Raw genomic sequence first — 18,433 nt, 5'->3', positions numbered from 1 at the left:
GAGCTGCCTGTAATTTTACGGAGATCTGTGGGAACACTTGAGAGTGAAGACGAGTCTAACCTGAGAGCCGCCCTATGTCTCCTTATCGTCTTAATTTGCCTTGGTTCTACCGATCGCTCATCCTCTCGAAAGGCTTTACCCTGATTGAACTGCTCGTCGTCGTCATCATTATTGCGATTTTGGCCGCGATCGCCCTCCCCTCCATGTTAAATCAAGCCACCAAAGCCCGCGAATCCCAAGCCAAAACAAACGTTGGTGCGGTCAACCGTGCGCAACAGGCCTACCGTTTGGCCAATCCCACATTCACCACTGACATCGCAAGTTTACAAATCGGCTTTAGTGATACGCCCGACTATGATTACGCAATCACCGCTGCGAATAGTAACTATGCTGAATTCCAAGCCACCCCTGAGCGTTCAGAATTGAAAGCGTTTACGGGCTGCACCTATGCTACGTTTACAACACTAACCACAACCCAAATTTTAGAAGCTGCCCCCGCTGGTTCAGGAATTGCCTCACCCTCATCTTGCCCCGTTCCCACTCCCTGAAGTGTCTGATGCGTCTTCATCTAAGTGTTCTGCGACCGCCTCATAAAGAGCGAGGACATGGTGATCTAGCAATTGATAAAAGATATGCCGCCCTTGGCGACGAAACTTGACCAGTCGCATGGCCTTAAGCATCCGCAATTGGTGGGAGACGGCAGACTCGCTCATTTCCAGTGCCACGGCAATATCGCCAACACAAAACTCCCCTTGGGCGAGCAAGGCTACAATCCGCAGTCGGTTGGCATCGGCTAGCAGGCCAAAAAATTGCGCCATCCGTTGGGCTTTTTCTGTAGAGAGCAGGCGATCGCTCGCCCGTGCCAAAGCCTCTGGATGATGAGGATGAGAAGGAGCAAAAATTCTAGTATTCATACTTCCATCATAGGCGTTGATCAGGTGCTAACTAATTGACGTTTGAACAACTGTTCAGATATATTAAAGGAGAGGTGAAGCATACCTCCCTTGTGTCACCCATTTGGAGAAAAAAGCCATGACAACCGTTACCCAAATGAAATGCGCCTGCCCCCACTGTCTCTGCATTGTCTCCCTCAGCGAGGCCATCATGGTTGAAGGCAAACCCTACTGCTCCGAAGCCTGTGCCAACGGCACCTGCAAAGAAAGCGGTGGCTGTGGCCATACAGGCTGTGGCTGTAGCTAAGGCTCGCAATTTTTAGCTGAATGGGCGGGGAACTCCGCCCTTTGCCAGTCGCAAACCTTAGCAGGAAAGTTGAATCAAACGCACACCCTGATCCAAAAGCCGCGAACAATTTCAGCCCCAGAATCAGTTGACCCATCATCAACCACAAGAACCTCAGCTGCTGGGCTGGTTTGCTGTAAAACGCTCTTCAGCGTATGAGCAATATGCCTAGCTTTGTTATACAAAGGAATTACAACAGAAAGTTTAATCTCTGTTGTTGAATGCGGGGCCAATATCTGATAATCCGACAAAAGAGTAGCAAAGTTTGGACAAGGAAGGAGTGTCCTAAACGAACTTGAATCCGATACATCTCAACAATCGATCCCAAAAGATCGCTACCACTGGTTCCATGGGGATGGAAACGCCCAGCAATAAAATCTCTCCTAGCAACCCTTGCACCCGCACGGATTGCTTGCATAACAAAAAGCTGATCCGCTAGGAGAGGAAAATGGCGGGAGTATTGACCAACCCTTTGATGTAATGTGCGTCGAATTGCCAAGCCAACAGCATGACCAGTTACGTGAGCCTGCATTCCCTTCCGCCATTCCCATGCTGGCTGCCAAACAGACGCTATGTCACGCTCTCCTATGTAATAGTTAGCAGTAACAAAATCCGCCCCTGTTTCCTCGCAAGCGATCTTGTATTGGGCAACTGCCTCAGGAAAGAGCTCGTCATCTGCACCCATCACCAGATAATAGTCTCCTGAGGCTAGGCGAATAGCACGGTTGAGGGCATCATAGATCCCAAAGTCGGGTCGCGAGTCGACAACGACTGCCTTGAGTTCAGCTGTTGCTGCTTCTATTAGCTCTAAAGTGCGATCTGTAGAGCCACCATCGGCAACGACCCACTCAAAGTCTGGATCGGTTTGAGCAATCAACGACGCAATCAACCGTGGCAGGTGTTCCTCAGCATTATAGGTCGCAGTAATAATACTTAGAGTTGGTTGAGTGGGTTTCATGGGTTCAAGGTCGCTGCAATCGCACCATCTCGGCCTGAATACGCTGACTCAAGGCGCTGTCCTGCTGTGCTCGCAGTGTAATCGCATTGAATTGCTCTAAAGACATATTATATTTCCTCAGCACCTGCATTGCCTCACGCACATAGTTAGCACAGATGGTCTCCAAGCCACTGGGGATATTTTGGGGATTCATGCCAAAGCAAGAGTTGCGGGGCACTTGACCTTGGAAAGCCACCTGAGCTTGACGATAGTATTTTTGACGAATGGGTTCAATTTCCAGAACCACGCGGGCATAGTTCATGATCTCCCACGGAGCGATCGCATCTGTGCGCGGGGAAGTTTGAGCCAAGGAATGAGGTGAAGGCACAGGCACCAGCAGTAGGCCTGCACTACACACAGCAAGGGGCAACCACTTCCAAGACATTGACCACCACACACAACGCATCCGACTACACTGTACTTGGAATCCCTAGAACCCTTTCAAGTTCCGCAACCTAGGCAAGCGCCACGGATTAAATGACTAAGATTGACCCCACAGTAGGTAAATTTACCAGACTTTACAAAAAAGTTACATTCTTTGAAGTTTGCTCATCCACCCCACCCAGCAATCAACCACTGCGGTATCCTAAATCTCGGTATTTATCTCCAGACTGCCCTTATTGTCGTAGCTTAGGGGCTTCCTGAGTTGGCGGCAGGGCATCCACCTGTCATCCTGATCGTTTTAGGAGCGGTTACCACATGGCTCACACTGTCAAAATCTACGATACCTGCATTGGCTGCACCCAGTGTGTGCGGGCCTGCCCCACCGATGTGCTGGAAATGGTGCCTTGGGATGGTTGCAAAGCGGGTCAAATTGCCTCTTCCCCCCGCACAGAAGATTGCGTTGGCTGCAAACGCTGCGAAACGGCCTGTCCGACGGACTTTTTGAGCATTCGTGTCTATTTGGGTGCCGAAACCACCCGCAGCATGGGTCTAGCCTACTAGTCCCCTATTTTCGTGAAACCTTCGGTAAATCCTTGATTGGGCTTGAGGCAATATCCCTACGTCTCAAGTCTTTTATTTGTTTTAGCGGCCGTACTCTACCTACCGCTCAAGGCTGATCCTCGTTGCTAAGGCGGTTTTGCAGGTCATCCACCGCTTCATTAATTTGGGCAATTTTGGCCTCTAGCTCTAGGCGCATCGACTCCATTAAGTTGTCATCACTGCCGTTGAGAGGAGTGGCTTTATCCCCCCGCAGTCGCCTAGATTCACCCGTAGCTGCTTGCCGCAGTCTGTCCTTGACTAAAAGCGTGACAAGGGAACCCGTAATGCCCCCAAAAAGGGCACCTGCAAGAAATCCCCAGCCAAAGCCATTGCCACGGTTATTCATAAAGAGACTGATCAGGCTTGATAACTATAGACTAGCCTACTGCACATGAGGCGAAGATACCACGCGAGCCAGCTACCGCAAATTTAGCAGATTGGGAATGACGCCTACCGAGGGCACTCCAGTAGTAGCGGGGAAAAAATCGGAAACTTTTTAGCAGGGGTGTTAATTTTGCTGCAGGGGGTGGGTATGTTATGCCTAGAGGCGAATATGTCTTGACTTAAGGAGTCTCAAAAATATGAAAACCGAACTGAAAGCAAAATTCCTCCAGCACCTGCTGGCCAAGAAAAAAGCCAACGAAGGCTTCACCCTGATTGAACTGCTGGTGGTGGTGATCATCATCGGTATCTTGGCCGCCATTGCCCTGCCCTCCATGCTCAACCAGGCGGCTAAAGCTCGTCTCTCTAGCGCCAAGAACACGATCGGTGCCATCAACCGTGCCCAACAGGCCTATCGTTTGGAAAACACAAATTTTGCACCTAATGTCACAACCCTGAAGTTGGGTGTCTCCGTCCCTGATGGATACCAGGAGCCTGGAATTACGACTAGTGCTGGGGCACATGCTATCGCCAAAACAACCTCTATTGACGACCAAGGGACAGGGGTCACAGGTTGTGTGACGGTGGGCAGCGGTATCACGACCTCTACAATTGTGACAGGCACCAATAATAATGCTCCTGACTGCTCTTAGGTCAATGCAGTAGGACTGCCTAAGTTTTTTTTGCAGAGTTTTACTGATAAAACCTGAAGTGCCAAGAATTCTGTATTCTTGGCCTTTTATTTATATCTAGATTTTATTTTGAATGTGATTGAGCATGACTTTAGTGCGCTGAAGCAAGCGCGGATGTATGCGGGGTCAAACTGTTCTATGGATGAGATGATTCGCAAGTATTGTGCTGGATAATGTCTCATTCTTGATTGGAATAGCTATATTAGTCTTAAGTTAAGTTTTAAGTCAAAGTTGGCTTTACTCAGTCAAACCAAATTAGAGCTAAAACGAGGTATTCTTGGCTTTTTTCACCAAAAACTATTACCTTAAGAGAAAATTAGTCTGGTCAGTTACCCTCTGCTCCTATGCGCATTCTCTTTATTGATCGGATTGGTTGGCAGTACACACTCAACACACCCTATGAAGCTCCCTTAGGGGGGTCACAGTCGGCGTTGTGTTATCTGGCGGAGCAATTGCAACAGCGAGGGCACGAGGTCTGGCTCTTCAATAACACACGGCATATTGAATGTATTCGGCAGGTTCCCCATCTGCCCCTAGCTTGGCTGACGCTGCCATTCCTTGAGCAACTGCAACCTGATGTGGCCATTATTTTGAATAGTACCGCTGCGGCTGACCAGCTTCGTTTAGTGTTGCCACCCCAGACTCCCCTATTACTATGGACACAACACGCTGCCGATCAACCTGCCGTTGAATCTTTGCAATCCCCTGAACATCAAGAGGTCTATCAACGGATTATCTTAATTAGTCAATGGCAGCAAGAGCAATATATTGAAGTATTCAAGATTCCTGTTGAGAAAACCGCTGTCCTGCGTAATGCCATTGCCCCTTGTTTTGAAAACCTTTTTGATCCTACAGAATCTATCCTTAAGGCAAAGGCGCAACCCTTGACGCTGGCCTATACGAGTACCCCCTTTCGCGGTTTGCATCTACTTCTTGATCTCATGCCTTCGCTGCAGGCGAGCCATCCCGCAGTACGTCTCAATGTTTATTCCAGCATGAAGGTTTATCAAGCCAGCGAGGCTGAGGATCAACAGCGGTATGGGAACCTTTACCAACGCTGCCATGACTTGGCCAATGTTAATTATATTGGCTCACTCCCCCAACCAGAACTAGCTCAAGCCCTTAAATCCACTGCCATTTGGGCTTATACGAATGCCTTTGCTGAAACCTCCTGCATTGCCGCAATGGAGGCCATGGCCAGTGGTTGCTACGTCATTACTAGTGAACTAGGGGCACTCCCTGAAACAACAGCGGGCTTTGCTGACCTCATCCCTCTTCCCCACGAGGACTATCTGGCTGCCTATGGCTGCGTGCTTGATCAGGTGATTCAACGGTTTAAAGACCCTCAAGCCCATGCCGCCCTCGATGCCCATCTCCGTGCTCAAGTGGACTACATCAATCGCCACTGCACATGGTCAGTTCGTGCCCGCGAATGGGAAGCATTTCTAGAACAGGTGTTGACAGAGTCTGTGGTAATGTTGGGCAACTGGCAGCAGCGACTTCGCTATTATCTTGAACAGGGACGATATGAGGATGTACTAGCTGCCTGCGAGACATTGAGCGAGCAGTTTCCTGCAGAGCACTACTGGGTTGCCTATCAAGGCGCCACGTACATTTTTCAGGGCAAGGAGACAGAGGCACAGCTGCTGTGGTCAGCGTATCTCAGTGACTTTACTGAAGAAGAGCAAGTAGAAATTACCGCAACATGGGCACCCATCTTATTGGAGCTTGCAAATTTACCCTGCAACACCTTAGAATTGCAATTTGCTCTCACAAGCTACGCCTACGAATTTACCCCTAACCTCAAGATAGGGTTGAAATTAATTAACCTCTCACTTCAATTACGATTCGGCACAGAAGAAATTACTCACTTGTTACATCAACTCACTGCTTTATTGCCACCAAATGAAGGCTTAGAGGAAATTAACCCTGATGATGTTGTTAATACAGTGCAGCACTTAGTGGGTGACAACAGTGAGCTAGAGGGGTTGCCTGAGTTTATCAAAGCGCTAGGCCAATATCCATCACTGCAACCTGCGCTTGAGAAGGCAGTGTTTGAAATGCTCAATAATCATCCTGCTAACCTAGCTCCTTCCCTAGCTGAGGTTTATCTAAAAATTGCTGAGGAAAAATGGGGATTGTACGAGTTTCTTTCTCGTATTTGTGCTAAGAGCAAGTTACATGAGTTGGCACTTTACTGTGCAAATAAGCTCTTTGATTATCCACTGACACTTTTGGGGGAGGATGTCAGCCCCACTTCTAAACTGCACGTGCTACAAACGTTTAAGTATGATCTCAATTATTCTGAAGAAGTTGCAAATCTGTGGAAGAGATGGCTTGAGAACGCTGATCGCTGTAATCAATTTCTTGCAGAGAATATCAGCAGTCAACAAATTGACTTTGGCAGCATCTTTTATGCTATCTCTTCTTACTTTCATCTGACACATCAATTTGATGAACCTTCTAAGATTAAACCAATCTATAACAGGCGTAATAAAGTCTTTTATGAAAATGCTCAGTACTTTCTACCCGTCAATAATTACTATGCTAATCATCAACGATCTTTACATTCTTCTATAGAGAGTTCATCTACTGAGAAAATTAAGGTTGGATTTATTGGCACTTGTTTTCACGAGCATCCTGCGGGTCATCAGGTTCGTGCCTTTATTCGGTTGTACGATCGCCAGCAGTTTGAATTTTATGGTTATAATCCATGGTTTCGTACCAGTAAGGAAGACCAACTTTCTCGCTGGTTTCAAGCTAGTTTCGATTACTTTCGCAGTTGTGACACAAAAGTCAATGAGATTGCTCAGCAGATTTATGACGATAAAATTGATCTTCTCATTGACTTAGATAGCTGCACCAGTGACCTTACCTATCAAGTTCTCACCCTCAAGCCAGCACCTGTACAAGCGACATGGGTGGGCTTTGATGCCATTGGCTTGCCAACAGTAGATTACTTTATTGTTGACCCGTATATTCTTCCCGAGGGAGCGCAGGCATGGTACACAGAAACCCTGTGGCGCCTGCCGGATTGTTATCTCTCCCTTGATGGCTATGAGGTGGCCAACAAAACTGGGATTCGCGATCAATTGGGGCTGAGTGCCGATACGGTGATCTTTCTGTGTGCCCAGCGAGCCAGTAAAATTCAACCCGAAATGCTCAAGCTGCTATTTGCCATTGTTGAAGCGGTGCCAAATGCTGTACTCATTGTCAAGTACCACGCTAGTAGCTCGATTTTTGAGGAGTGGTGCCGCAGTGTGGCGGAAGCTGCCGGATTTGATTTAAGCAAACTCTATTTCTTGACATCAAATCTGCCAGAGATCCACCGTGCCAATCTCTATGATGTGGATGTGGTGCTGGATACCTATCCCTATGCTGGGGGAGCAATGAGTCTTGAAGCCCTCTGGTTGGAGGTGCCAATTGTTACAAAGGTAGGCCAGCAGTTTGTGGCACGGCACACCTATACTTTCCTGAAAAATGTCGGCGTTGAGGAGGGGATTGCCTTCAATGATGAGGAGTATGTGAATTGGGGAATTCGTTTCGGGACGGAGCCAGCGCTGCGGCAGCAGGTCAGCTGGAAACTGCGCCAAGCTAAACGCTATGCCCCCCTGTGGAATCCCCAACGCTTTAGCCGTGAGATGGAGCAAGCCCTAACGGCCATGGTGAATCGGTATCGGACAGGGGAGTTGGTTGTGCCCCCGCGCCATCGAGTCGGAGAATAGAGCCAGTCATCGAGTTTGCTTAATTTTCTCCATAGGGTTCAATGTCTATAAGTATTTCAGATACCTTGGGAGCCTCAAATTACGAAAACGATACAAAGAGGGACTTGAATCCAACCATCAAGGTTAGGGTTTTCCCCTAGTATCTAAATTGGAGCGTGATGGCTCCCTGCCTTTTCCATACATGAGAGGACAAGATTCATGGCAACCTACAAAGTAACGCTAGTGCGTCCTGATGGAAGCGAAACAACAATTGACGTGCCCGAAGATGAGTACATTCTGGATGTGGCTGAAGAGCAAGGCTTAGACCTGCCCTTCTCCTGCCGTGCTGGTGCTTGCTCGACCTGTGCCGGCAAGCTGCTGGAAGGGGAAGTGGATCAGTCGGATCAATCCTTCTTGGATGATGACCAAATCGAGAAGGGCTTTGTGCTCACCTGTGTCGCCTATCCCCGTTCTGACTGCAAAATCCTCACCAACCAAGAGGAAGAACTTTACTAAGGCGATTTTGCACAATTTATGTTGCTGGGGCGGTTGTCGTTGGGCATCGCCCCTTTATTTTGGGACTGGAGTCCTTAAGATGGAAGTAGTGATTGGTGCCGGCTGATGGTTTCCGACTTGCCCTCCACTGGTGATTTGATTATCCGTCCCTTGGCCTATCGGGATGTGGAGGTGGTGGAACAGCGGCTGTGCCATGAAGGGGTACATGATCAACCCTTTGGTCTGCCGTCCTTGGCGGGTGGCCTGATGACCTCACCGCTGCATCTATTGCAGTGGCTAACGGGGATGAGCAAGCTGCGGATTTATGTTGCGGAGCGGGACAACCAAGTGTTGGGCGTTGTGCAGGTGGCTCCCTTTAATGAAAGTCGCACCACATGGCAGGTGCAGCAATTGGCCGCCCAAGAGTTTACGGAGGTGGGGACACAACTCCTGCGCCACTGTTTTAGTACCCTTGTGGAAGCCCGTACTTGGATGGTTGAAATCAATATTGACCACCGTGAAGCACTAGACCTCTACCGCCAAAATGGCTTTCAACCCTTGGCGCATCTCACCTACTGGCAAATTTCAGCGGATCAGTTGGCAGAACTGGCACAGGGCACACCTTGCTTGCCTAATTTGCTGAAGGTCACGAATGCTGATGCACGGTTGCTGCATGAGTTGGATACGATGTCGATGCCGGCACTGGTGCGCCAAGTCTTTAATCGCCACTATCGGGACTTTCAAACGAGTCTTTTGGATTGGCTACACCACGGTTTGGCCAGTTGGTCGCAACAGGTACAAGTGCATCGTGCTTATGTGTTTGAACCACAGCGGAAGGTGGCGATCGCCTCCTATACACTCCATACCAGCCAAGATGGACACACGCCCCACTGGCTAGACTTAACAGTACATCCTGCCTATACAAATCTGTATCCAGGGGTACTGACCCACATTGCTCGCTTGGTGCAGGCCTATCCGCCCGTACCTCTACTGCTGTCTTCGACGGATTACCAAGGGGAGCGAGAAGCCTACCTTGAAAGCTGGGCGGAACCGGTTCGCCGCAGTTTAATGATGTCGCGCTCGGTGTGGCACAAGGTGCGGGAAGTGCGATCGCCCCTGCCGGAAGGCTTGACCTTATCAGAAGTGCTGCAAGGCCTGCAAACCCATCGCCGTCCTCAACCCGGTCAGATTCATACCAAAGAGGGAGCACAGGCCTACTACCGCGAGCACTCACCCGAAAACACATCGCCCCCAGAAGCCCAATCTTAATCTTGGGAGAGGGAAATTTCCGAGGTTTCAGTGTAGCCTTGGAGGGCTTGTAAAAGCCGTTGGATTGCGGTTTCATTGTCGAGGGGCAACCCTTCAGGTTCAGCAACAGCCGTGCGCTGGGTGAGCTGCGGTAGAGTTTCGAGGGGTTGACCGTAGGTATTGCCCTTGGTGGCCAGCGGTGTGCTTCGGGGCAGCGGGTTGAGGAAGCTAATTTGCTCAGGCAAGTAGAAGATGGGCTGCAGGTGCTCTAGGGGAAAGGTGCCATAGCCTTGGGCATCCGCTGGATGGTGTTGCCAGTAGTCAAGAAGGGTCTGGCGATCGCAAAAACCCAGCATCTGTGCCTGACGGCGATCGCGATCCAAACCAACAGCAACTGCCAAATCGGCGTTGATCACCCCCAAAAATGTCGGGCAATGGATCCGCAGAGACTCTCCCGCCTCGACAGGATAGATAGATAACTGCACCCCTTCCAAGTTGAGATCCGCAATGTCCACAAGGTCAAGAACCTCTGGCCGCTCACACCAAGTGGTACTCAAGGTCAGATCATCGGGCAGATCGTCCAGATCATCCTGCTTACTGGGAACACCCTCATTTTCCCACCAGTCAATGAAGGCGTAGAGGGCAACCAAATAGGGCAGAACCTGCCGTTGCCGACTGGGACGACATCCCTGAAGCACCGCATGGGCGGCATCCAATATCAGGGAACGAATGGGAACAGTCGGTGCCAAAAAGGAAGTCATAGCCGTCGTCATCCAAACCAAGTACGAAAAAGCGAGGCTGCCTAGGGAAGGTAGTAAATATCGTTATGCTCACACCACTGCGCAAGTTTGGCCTCTATTTGCTCATCAATTTGTTTTGCTGTGCACAGACCACGGGCATAGTCAGGATGAATTTCGCGGCGGGTTTGCCGTCGTTGGTGGGGGCTGGGGATTGATTGGGTTTCATACCATCGCCTCATCCATTGCGGAATCTGGGGATCTTGAAAGAATTTACGGTAGAGCCACAGGCGGTATTCACGACCGAGGCAGCGAGAAATCGTGGGTTGGCTGACAAAGAGTTCGCGGGCAATTTCGGCTTGGGTACGGCGACGCTCACACCAATCCCTGACCCATGTCGGCGTCTGCGGATCATTGAGAAACTCCACTATGCACTCCACCCCTTGGCCATTGCTGGTTGGCAGTGTGCGGGTATCGGGATAGTTGTCAATCCATTCTTGGTTGCTGTCGGTGGAGCAAATGTTCAGAGAGCGAGTGGACTGCACATAACGTCCAAGAATACGCCGCACCTGTTGATGAATGTCGCGGGTGTACTCGATCGTCCAGCCCAAGAGTTGGGCAATGTGCTGGCGCAAGCGAGCCGTCGAAGCACGGATACGGGGATCGGTAATTTCCGTTTGGACAATCGTAATCAACTGAGCGCAGGCTTTGGGATCAATCTCCCGTTGTACCTCAGGGGGCGCTGCTTGATAACGATCTTGAAAGACTTGCAGGGCACGGTTGTCATAAAAGAGTAGTTCATCGGCCTCGCGCTTGAGGAGTTTGCGTTTTTCATCCGCCAGTTTATTGTTGATGACCGTGCGCACCCATGCTTCAAAGGTGGGACGACCATGACCAGTGGCACCAAAAGGCTTGAGGGGGTCAAAGGACTTCATTGCTTCCCAGAGCCAGCCCGTGAGGTTACTTTGGCATTGCTCGGGATCAGAACTCCCCAGACACACCGTGCGCAGGAGATCGCGGTACTCTTGGCGAAACTGGGGGGATAGGAGAACCGTTGCGCCGAGTTCTTGACGTAGGCACTGGATAAAGAAGGCAAGGAAACACTCGGCCTCTGTCAATTCGGGAGAGGGATTACGGTTGGCTAGGGCTGGGCGACTAAAGGCAAGCACCAGTTGCTTTAGGGGTTGATTGTACTGGCCACGATTGAGGCGATCGTACTCATCCTGAATGATGGTGGCAGGAATTTGCACTATGCGCAGCACAGTTTTGTGAACAGCCTGCTGCTGCAGTTGTTCGCGACTGAGATGTTCTAAGCAGCGGGGAAAAAGGCGAAAATAGGCTTCCACTAAGCGTTGGAGATACCCCCCTCGTTGGCTGAGATGGCTATCAATGTTGCGCTCTAGAACCGCTTGCAGGACTTGAGAGAGGGGCTTGATGACGGCGGGCGATCGCTCCCCGGCCAAATAACGAGACCGAGCTGCCTGCAATAACTGCGGCAGTTGTTCCACCTCAAGATCGGGACTGCGGGTCGAGAGACTCATCCGAAATCGGTAACATAAAATAGTTACTGAACATAGTAGCGGTTTTTGCTAAGACCCTTGGGGGAATCCTAAGAATACCTTAAGGCAGCTCTTCCTCATGGGATAAGGGTGTTTTCATTGCTTCAGGCATCATGGTGCCAAGTTGCGACGGTAAGCGGGCGATCGCCTGCTGCACAAAGGAGCGAATAAATTCATCGCGGCGATTGAGTTCAAATTGCTGTTGAACTACTTCACTGATGCCACCATCGCCCCAGTCTTGGTTGTGGCGAAAATATTCCATAAAACTTTTGCCCGCAATCCGAGTGAGATAGGCGGCTGTAATTCCTTGGACGGCTTTGCCCACCACCAGCCCCCCCATGCTCAATTGCAAGGCCGTACCGACGAGATTCATGGCTCCCTTAACAATGCCCAAGCTGGCCAGGGTTTTGCCTAGGGAAAGAGCTAGCTCGCGGGCGCGATCGCGATTCAGGTCACAGCCATAGACCTTGCCAATTTCCATCACCATTTGCGCATTCACGGCGGCGGCAGCCAGTAGATCTACGCCGGGAATCGGCGTGACACAGACCACACCCGCACTGATCCACTGGTAGCGCTCCACTACCTTATCGGCTTGGCGGCGCCGTTGCTGATCAATGATTTTGCGAGCCTGCTCCCCTAGGCGTTGCGACTGCAAGAGGATATTATCTGCCACGAGGTCATCCCCTTCCTCGCGGAGAATAGCACTCAGCCGCCGAATCAATGGCCAAATATGGGGTTCGGGTTCTAACCACTCTCCTGTGTCGAGGCGAATCGGTTGGGGACGGGCGGCAATACCCACCACATCTTGGGGTGGAATCAACCCCTTAACCCGCTGCCGTAGATGGCGCAAAAGAGCCAGTTGATCGGCCTCGGAGCGCAAGTCAATTTTATTGAGGACCAAGAGCGATCGCTTGCCCATTTCCACCAAGTTGACCAAGGGGGTATATTCCGACTGGCGCAGGTCATCATCGAGCACAAAAAGGAGTAAGTCTGCTTCGGCGGCCAGTTGTCGCGCTAATTGTTCCCGGTAGGTTCCAGCCACACCCGCCTCCAAAATGCCGGGGGTATCGGTAATCAGAATTTCCCGCTCTGTATTAGGTAGCCAAAAACGATAGGTTTGCCCCACCGCCGTCGTGCCCATTGTTGGTGCCACTTCCCCCACCATCTCCCCCATGAGGGCATTGACAAGAGAGGTTTTACCCGCCGAACCGGTGCCAAAGACCACAATGCGCAATTCTTGGCGGTAAAAATCCTCCGCCAGCTCCCGTGCCCGTGCCAACAGTGCTTGCCGTGCCACCTCATCTTCAATTTGACTCAGTTGCTGCCGTAGGGCTTTGAGGTTTTCAGCGGCGGCCTCCGTTTTATCGAGGGGGGCTTGGGGCGTAGCGGTGGCGGGCTTGCCCTTGCGCTCAAGTAAGTACAGGTAACGAAAGAAGGTATAGAGCAACCCCCCCAATAGACCAATGAAAATCAGCACCAAGAGATTGGCCAAAAAGGGGGCAGTAAAGGCCACCTGTACATAGAGCCACGTGAGTGCCGATATCAACCAGAGGATGAGCACCAGAATGGCGCTGAATCCCAATAGGGGCCAAAACCAACGCCTAGGGGTCATGGCAGGTATTTCATCAGACGTTGTAGGAAGGGCAATTGCAGCGATCGCCCCCGCCACAACTGTACCATCAGCCCCAAGTTCACCAGAAAATAGGCGGATCCCCAGAGACTATTGAGAAAGAGTAATAGGCCATGATGCAGAGACTGGGCTTCACTCACACTGACCGCCCCATTCAGCAGGCCATAGCCCAACAGCCAAATGAGACCAATGAGAACAGCGAGGCGGCTCACTTGTCGGGTCTGGCGATCGCTCCCCCGGCGACTCAACTGCCACAGTGCTGGAATCATGCCAAAAATGGGCAGCAAATAGACAAAGAACAACAATCGCTGCAATGTCGGGTTGGTAAAGGCTTCCCGATCCACGGGGTCGAGCGGTTCCATCGAATACTCCCCAAGGGCATGAGCACCGTCGTCAGGGCTTCTTGATTCCTAATATATCGCTGATTGATTCAGAGACAGCCCTGTGCCAAAGCGCTGCATCTGGAGCAATAAATGATCAGCCACATTGCTAAACTTAAGATTGGCCTGTTTGCGGCCATGCCCGCGATCGCCAGTGTTGCATTGTCACTAGGGAATCTGCATTTATGTCAGTGATTCAGGAGCTCCACCGTCAACTCGTTCGCAAAGAACGCTCCGCCACTGAAATTACCCAAGCTTACTTAGATCGCATTGCCCAAGTGGAGCCAACGCTCCATAGCTTCTTAACCGTGACGGGCGATCGCGCCCTTGCCCAAGCGGCCGCTGTAGATGAGCGCATTGCTGCCGGTGAAGAGATTGGTGTGCTCACAGGGATTCCCTTGGCCATCAAGGATAACCTTTGCACCTACGGTGTGCGCACCACCTGTGCCTCTAAGATGCTGGAGCACTTTGTCCCCCCCTACGAATCCACCGTGACCCAAAAATTGCAGGCCGCTGGCGCGATTATGGTGGGCAAAACCAATCTCGATGAATTTGCCATGGGCAGCTCCACCGAAAATTCTGCCTTTGGTTTCACCGCCAATCCTTGGCATCCAGAGCGGGTCTCTGGGGGGTCTTCTGGGGGATCTGCTGCCGCCGTTGCCGCCGGGGAATGTGCGGCTGCCCTTGGTTCCGATACCGGCGGTTCCATTCGTCAACCCGCCGCCTTTTGTGGGGTGGTCGGCCTCAAACCGACCTATGGTTTGGTGTCGCGCTATGGCCTTGTTGCCTATGCGTCGTCATTGGATCAAATTGGGCCTTTGGCACCGACAGTTACTGATGCTGCGATTCTTTTGGGGGCGATCGCGGGGCATGATCCCAAGGATGCCACCAGTCTCAGCGTGTCGATTCCCGACTACACCCAAGCCCTCAAACCCGATCTCAAGGGAATGCGCATTGGCGTTATTCAAGAAACAGTGAGTGAAGGCATCCAACCAGAAGTGAAATCTGCCCTTGAGGCCGCCCTAAAAACCCTAGAGGAATTGGGGGCCGCGATTGTTGAACTCTCCTGTCCCCGCTTTGCCTACGGCCTGCCCACCTACTACATTATTGCCCCTTCGGAAGCCTCGGCAAACCTAGCCCGCTATGATGGCGTGAACTTTGGTTTTCGCGCTGAAGGAGCCAGCGATCTCCTTGAAATGTACATGAAAACCCGCGCCCAAGGCTTTGGGGCTGAGGTGAAGCGACGGATCATAATTGGCACCTACGCCCTTTCCGCTGGCTACTATGATGCTTACTACCTACGGGCACAAAAGGTACGCACCCTGATCAAAGAAGACTTTGCCCAAGCCTTTGCACAGGTGGATGTTTTGGTCTGCCCCACAGCTCCCACCACTGCCTTCAAAGCTGGGGAGAAAACCGCCGACCCCCTGAGTATGTACCTGTCAGATCTGATGACCATTCCCGTGAACCTTGCTGGCTTACCCGCATTGAGCCTCCCCTGTGGCTTTGACAGCAACGGGCTGCCCATTGGTCTGCAATTGATTGGCAACGTCCTACGGGAAGAGACCCTATTTCACGTTGCCTATGCCTATGAACAGGCGACCCCTTGGCACCAGCAGCAACCGCCGCTTTAGACCTTAGCCGAAACGGCCACTGACATAATCCATCGTGGCTTGCTCTTTGGGGTTATTGAAGACAATGCTAGTATAGTCATACTCAACGAGGTAGCCTACCCGGTTGCCCCGTTCTGTAGCCTCGGCATTAAAGAAGGCAGTGCGATCGCTCACCCGAGTCGCCTGTTGCATATTGTGGGTCACGATCACAATCGTGTAGTTCTGCTTCAATTCATGGATCAGTTCTTCCACCTTGAGGGTAGAAATGGGGTCAAGGGCAGAACAGGGTTCATCCATGAGGATGACCTCGGGCTTGGTGGCGATCGCCCGCGCAATACATAGCCGTTGCTGTTGTCCGCCAGAGAGCGACAGACCATTTTCTTTGAGCTTGTCCTTCACCTCATCCCAAAGAGCCGCCTGCCGTAGGGCAGTTTCCACTAGCTCACCCAAATCCCCCTTATACTTATTGACCCGCGCTCCAAAGGCCACATTGTCATAAATTGACTTGGGAAAGGGATTAGGCTTTTGGAACACCATGCCAATACGCCGCCGCACCTCCACGGGATCCACCTCCTTGGCGTACAGATCCTTGCCGTGGTAGGTAATCTTGCCCTCTACCCGAGCACCCGGCACCAGATCATTCATGCGGTTAAAACAGCGCAGCAGCGTGCTCTTGCCACAACCCGATGGGCCAATGAGAGCCGTTACTTCATTGGCATAGATGTCCATCGTCACATCCCGTACTGCCCGAAATGAGCCATAAAAAATCGAGGCGTTCTGCACTTGGAAAACCACTTTAGGAGTAGGTTTAGGGTAAGTTGTCATAGAACAGTTACCTTTTAAGTCTTTAGTAGCGTTTCTTACGAGTGAGTAAGCGGGAGCCAATACTGACGATCAAAATGATGCTCAGCAACACCAACGCGCCTGCCCATGCCAGTTCCTGCTGGGGTTTGTAGGGAATGATGGCAAAGAAATAAACCTGTACCGAAAGCGTGGAAATGGGGCGAAACAAATCCGTTGACCAGAAATTATTATTCAGAGCCGTAAAGAGGAGAGGTGCCGCTTCACCCCCTGCCCGCGCCACCGCTAGAGTTACCGCAGTAGCAATAGAGGGCAACGCCGCAGGGAGAACAACTCGCGTTACCGTCTCAAAACGAGTGGCACCCAATCCCAATGCTGCCAGACGAACCTCCTCAGGTACCAGCACCAAGCCTTCCTCTGTGGTTCGCATCACAATGGGCAGCATGACCACTGCCAGAGCCACCCCACCGGCAAAGGCACTAAAGGTGCCCATCGTCATGACCACAATCGTATAGGAAAACAAACCCGCAATGATAGCGGGCACCCCACTGAGAACGTTTGCCGAAAACCGCACCCAATAGGCGATTTTGCTCCCCCGCCCAAATTCGGACAGCCACACAGCGCCCAAAACGCCAATGGGAACACTAATCGCCATGGCAACAGCGAGCACGATTAACGTACCAACGATCGCATTTCCCAAGCCCCCCCCACTCAAACCCGGCGGCGGTGGCAGTTTTGTAAACAGATCTAAGTTAATCCGAGGCAGTCCTTGGGACGCCACATTGATGACAATGGCTGCCAAGGGAATCACCGCAATGACAGCAAACAGTCCCGTCACACCTGTCATCAACAGACCAAAGAGGTTTCGTGCCGAAGTCCAGACCTTGCCTAGTTGAATCTCTGCGGTAGAAAGGCGGTTACTGATCTCTGTCATGGTGCAACCTATCGCTCAACGTTTTGAAACTTCTTAATAATGATTTCTGCCAAGATATTGACCAGCAGTGTCAGGATCATGAGCACTAAACCGGCATACAGCAGTGCAGCCACTTGCTCTCGCCCTGCTTCCCCAAACTGGGAGGCAATCAATGACGCGATCGTCGAACCCGGCTCAAGGATTGAGAGGCTGATGCGGTTGGTATTGCCCACGAGCATAGCTGCGGCCATCGTTTCCCCCATCGCCCGACCGAGAGCCAACATAATCGAACCCACAATTCCAGAGAAGCCAGCAGGAATGAGCACCCGCAAAATCGTCTCCCAGCGGGTGGCGCCTAGAGCCATTGCTCCTTGGCGTAAGTAAGGAGGCAAAGAAACCAGCGTTTCCCGTGAAATGGAGGTGATCAGGGGCAAAATCATGAACGCCAGCACTAGACCTAAGGTGAGGATGCTGTTACCGCGAGGACTGGTACCAAAGAGAGGAATCCAGCCGAGGTACTCGTGCAGGAAATTGTAAAATGGCCGCAAAAAGGGAATCAGCACAAAGATGCCCCACAGGCCAATGACCACACTAGGAATGGCAGCTAATAGCTCAATCGCAAATGCAATTGGGGTACGAATGTACGTAGGTAGAAAGTCCTCACTGAGAAAGACGGCAATACCCAGTCCTAGGGGAACTGCCACCAGTAGGGCAATGAGGGCACTAACAAGGGTACCGTAGATTTGGGGTAGGATGCCGTAGATATTTTGCACCGGATCCCATGTGGTGCTAGCCAGAAAGCGCAGACCAAATCGTGTAATTGCAGGTATAGCCGCAAGGCCAATTTGAATCACAATCCAGAGCAGGGCAACAGCCACCGCCAAGGCAAAGACCATTGTCAGATAGTAGAAGGATTGATCGAGGTAGTAGCGGAGGTTTTTCCGTGCCTCAATCGCAGCCAAATCCGGTGATTCAGGGGGAGTGCTGGTAACAGCCATAGGGTTTCACGGGTAATATTGATCAGTTGCCTCAATTGCCATAACTGGCTCTTTTTCATCCT

The 18,433-nt window shown here is 51.3% G+C and carries 20 protein-coding genes and 1 pseudogene; 9 read left to right on the top strand and 12 right to left on the bottom strand.

The features are described from left to right. Positions 1–74: 74 nt before the first annotated feature. Complete coding sequence (locus tag RHH81_RS00195) at positions 75–548, top strand: type IV pilin-like G/H family protein (protein WP_302678533.1); 474 nt, start codon at positions 75–77, stop codon at positions 546–548. Here the strand turns inward: RHH81_RS00195 and RHH81_RS00190 are convergent. After that, entirely contained in the window at positions 522–914 is a 393-nt protein-coding gene (locus RHH81_RS00190; RefSeq protein ID WP_310453062.1) for a metalloregulator ArsR/SmtB family transcription factor, read from the bottom strand. The two genes, RHH81_RS00195 and RHH81_RS00190, sit on opposite strands and share 27 nt — an antisense overlap. Positions 915–1,032: 118 nt before the next feature. On the opposite strand from RHH81_RS00190, the gene RHH81_RS00185 reads away from it, so the two are divergent. Beyond that, positions 1,033–1,200 carry a metallothionein gene (locus tag RHH81_RS00185; protein WP_206200560.1) on the top strand — a complete coding sequence of 56 codons (168 nt, stop codon included), beginning with the start codon at positions 1,033–1,035 and terminating at the stop codon, positions 1,198–1,200. 74 nt (positions 1,201–1,274) lie between these two features. Here the strand turns inward: RHH81_RS00185 and RHH81_RS00180 are convergent, their stop codons facing one another. The 3 genes from RHH81_RS00180 to RHH81_RS00170 are packed head-to-tail and all read right to left on the bottom strand — an operon-like array spanning position 1,275 to position 2,621. After that, positions 1,275–1,424, bottom strand: coding sequence for a glycosyltransferase family A protein (locus RHH81_RS00180; RefSeq protein ID WP_310743177.1), 150 nt, complete (start codon positions 1,422–1,424; stop codon positions 1,275–1,277). A gap of 5 nt (positions 1,425–1,429) precedes the next feature. Beyond that, on the bottom strand, positions 1,430–2,197 hold the full coding sequence (locus RHH81_RS00175) for a glycosyltransferase (protein ID WP_310743176.1): 768 nt from the start codon (positions 2,195–2,197) through the stop codon (positions 1,430–1,432). A 4-nt stretch (positions 2,198–2,201) separates the two neighbouring features. Then, entirely contained in the window at positions 2,202–2,621 is a 420-nt protein-coding gene (locus RHH81_RS00170) for a DUF4168 domain-containing protein (RefSeq protein WP_206200556.1), read from the bottom strand. A 314-nt stretch (positions 2,622–2,935) separates the two neighbouring features. Here RHH81_RS00170 and psaC point away from each other — a divergent pair, with 314 nt between their 5' ends. Next, a complete protein-coding gene (gene psaC / locus RHH81_RS00165; protein ID WP_011056855.1) occupies positions 2,936–3,181 on the top strand; it encodes a photosystem I iron-sulfur center protein PsaC in 246 nt (81 codons plus the stop codon). Positions 3,182–3,287: 106 nt separating this feature from the next. On the opposite strand, the gene RHH81_RS00160 is transcribed toward psaC, so the two are convergent. Next, positions 3,288–3,566, bottom strand: coding sequence for a hypothetical protein (locus RHH81_RS00160; protein ID WP_310743175.1), 279 nt, complete (start codon positions 3,564–3,566; stop codon positions 3,288–3,290). A 235-nt stretch (positions 3,567–3,801) separates the two neighbouring features. Here RHH81_RS00160 and RHH81_RS00155 point away from each other — a divergent pair, with 235 nt between their 5' ends. The 5 genes and pseudogenes from RHH81_RS00155 (at position 3,802) to RHH81_RS00135 (ending at position 9,761) form a co-directional block, all read left to right on the top strand. Beyond that, positions 3,802–4,254 carry a type IV pilin-like G/H family protein gene (locus RHH81_RS00155; protein WP_310743174.1) on the top strand — a complete coding sequence of 151 codons (453 nt, stop codon included), beginning with the start codon at positions 3,802–3,804 and terminating at the stop codon, positions 4,252–4,254. 108 nt (positions 4,255–4,362) lie between these two features. Beyond that, a pseudogene (locus RHH81_RS00150) lies at positions 4,363–4,467 on the top strand (IS630 family transposase); the annotation flags it as partial. 170 nt (positions 4,468–4,637) lie between these two features. Further along, positions 4,638–8,018: a glycosyltransferase gene (locus tag RHH81_RS00145; protein ID WP_310743173.1), complete on the top strand. Its 3,381-nt coding sequence runs from the start codon at positions 4,638–4,640 to the stop codon at positions 8,016–8,018. A gap of 198 nt (positions 8,019–8,216) precedes the next feature. Next, entirely contained in the window at positions 8,217–8,513 is a 297-nt protein-coding gene (gene petF1 / locus RHH81_RS00140; protein WP_011056851.1) for a ferredoxin PetF1, read from the top strand. A gap of 105 nt (positions 8,514–8,618) precedes the next feature. Continuing rightward, a complete protein-coding gene (locus RHH81_RS00135) occupies positions 8,619–9,761 on the top strand; it encodes a GNAT family N-acetyltransferase (RefSeq protein ID WP_206200552.1) in 1,143 nt (380 codons plus the stop codon). Here RHH81_RS00135 and RHH81_RS00130 read toward each other — a convergent pair. The 4 genes from RHH81_RS00130 to RHH81_RS00115 form a co-directional block, all read right to left on the bottom strand. Then, positions 9,758–10,501: a hypothetical protein gene (locus tag RHH81_RS00130; protein ID WP_310743172.1), complete on the bottom strand. Its 744-nt coding sequence runs from the start codon at positions 10,499–10,501 to the stop codon at positions 9,758–9,760. The two genes, RHH81_RS00135 and RHH81_RS00130, sit on opposite strands and share 4 nt — an antisense overlap. A 41-nt stretch (positions 10,502–10,542) precedes the next feature. Continuing rightward, the gene (locus RHH81_RS00125) at positions 10,543–12,018 is read right to left on the bottom strand and encodes a hypothetical protein (protein ID WP_206200550.1); all 1,476 of its coding nucleotides are present in this window, start codon (positions 12,016–12,018) and stop codon (positions 10,543–10,545) included. Positions 12,019–12,097: 79 nt separating this feature from the next. After that, positions 12,098–13,648 carry a DUF697 domain-containing protein gene (locus RHH81_RS00120; protein ID WP_206200549.1) on the bottom strand — a complete coding sequence of 517 codons (1,551 nt, stop codon included), beginning with the start codon at positions 13,646–13,648 and terminating at the stop codon, positions 12,098–12,100. Further along, positions 13,645–14,028 carry a hypothetical protein gene (locus RHH81_RS00115; protein WP_206200548.1) on the bottom strand — a complete coding sequence of 128 codons (384 nt, stop codon included), beginning with the start codon at positions 14,026–14,028 and terminating at the stop codon, positions 13,645–13,647. Before RHH81_RS00115 ends, RHH81_RS00120 begins: the two co-directional genes overlap by 4 nt. Positions 14,029–14,231: 203 nt before the next feature. Between RHH81_RS00115 and gatA the strand changes: the two genes are divergently transcribed. Beyond that, positions 14,232–15,680: an Asp-tRNA(Asn)/Glu-tRNA(Gln) amidotransferase subunit GatA gene (gene gatA / locus RHH81_RS00110; protein WP_310743171.1), complete on the top strand. Its 1,449-nt coding sequence runs from the start codon at positions 14,232–14,234 to the stop codon at positions 15,678–15,680. A 3-nt stretch (positions 15,681–15,683) separates the two neighbouring features. Here gatA and pstB read toward each other — a convergent pair whose 3' ends face one another. From pstB to pstC, 3 genes are read right to left on the bottom strand one after another with little or no spacing between them, the layout of a single operon-like run. After that, positions 15,684–16,484 carry a phosphate ABC transporter ATP-binding protein PstB gene (gene pstB / locus RHH81_RS00105; protein WP_206200546.1) on the bottom strand — a complete coding sequence of 267 codons (801 nt, stop codon included), beginning with the start codon at positions 16,482–16,484 and terminating at the stop codon, positions 15,684–15,686. 22 nt (positions 16,485–16,506) lie between these two features. Next, positions 16,507–17,394 (bottom strand): phosphate ABC transporter permease PstA, encoded by an 888-nt coding sequence (gene pstA / locus RHH81_RS00100; RefSeq protein WP_302678519.1) that lies wholly within the window; start codon positions 17,392–17,394, stop codon positions 16,507–16,509. Positions 17,395–17,402: 8 nt separating this feature from the next. After that, positions 17,403–18,371 carry a phosphate ABC transporter permease subunit PstC gene (gene pstC / locus RHH81_RS00095; RefSeq protein WP_206200544.1) on the bottom strand — a complete coding sequence of 323 codons (969 nt, stop codon included), beginning with the start codon at positions 18,369–18,371 and terminating at the stop codon, positions 17,403–17,405. Positions 18,372–18,433 lie beyond the last annotated feature (62 nt).

It is taken from the genome of Thermosynechococcus sp. PKX95, assembly GCF_031583295.1.
GTDB lineage: Bacteria > Cyanobacteriota > Cyanobacteriia > Thermosynechococcales > Thermosynechococcaceae > Thermosynechococcus.
This window is presented reverse-complemented; position numbering and strand designations above follow the sequence as displayed.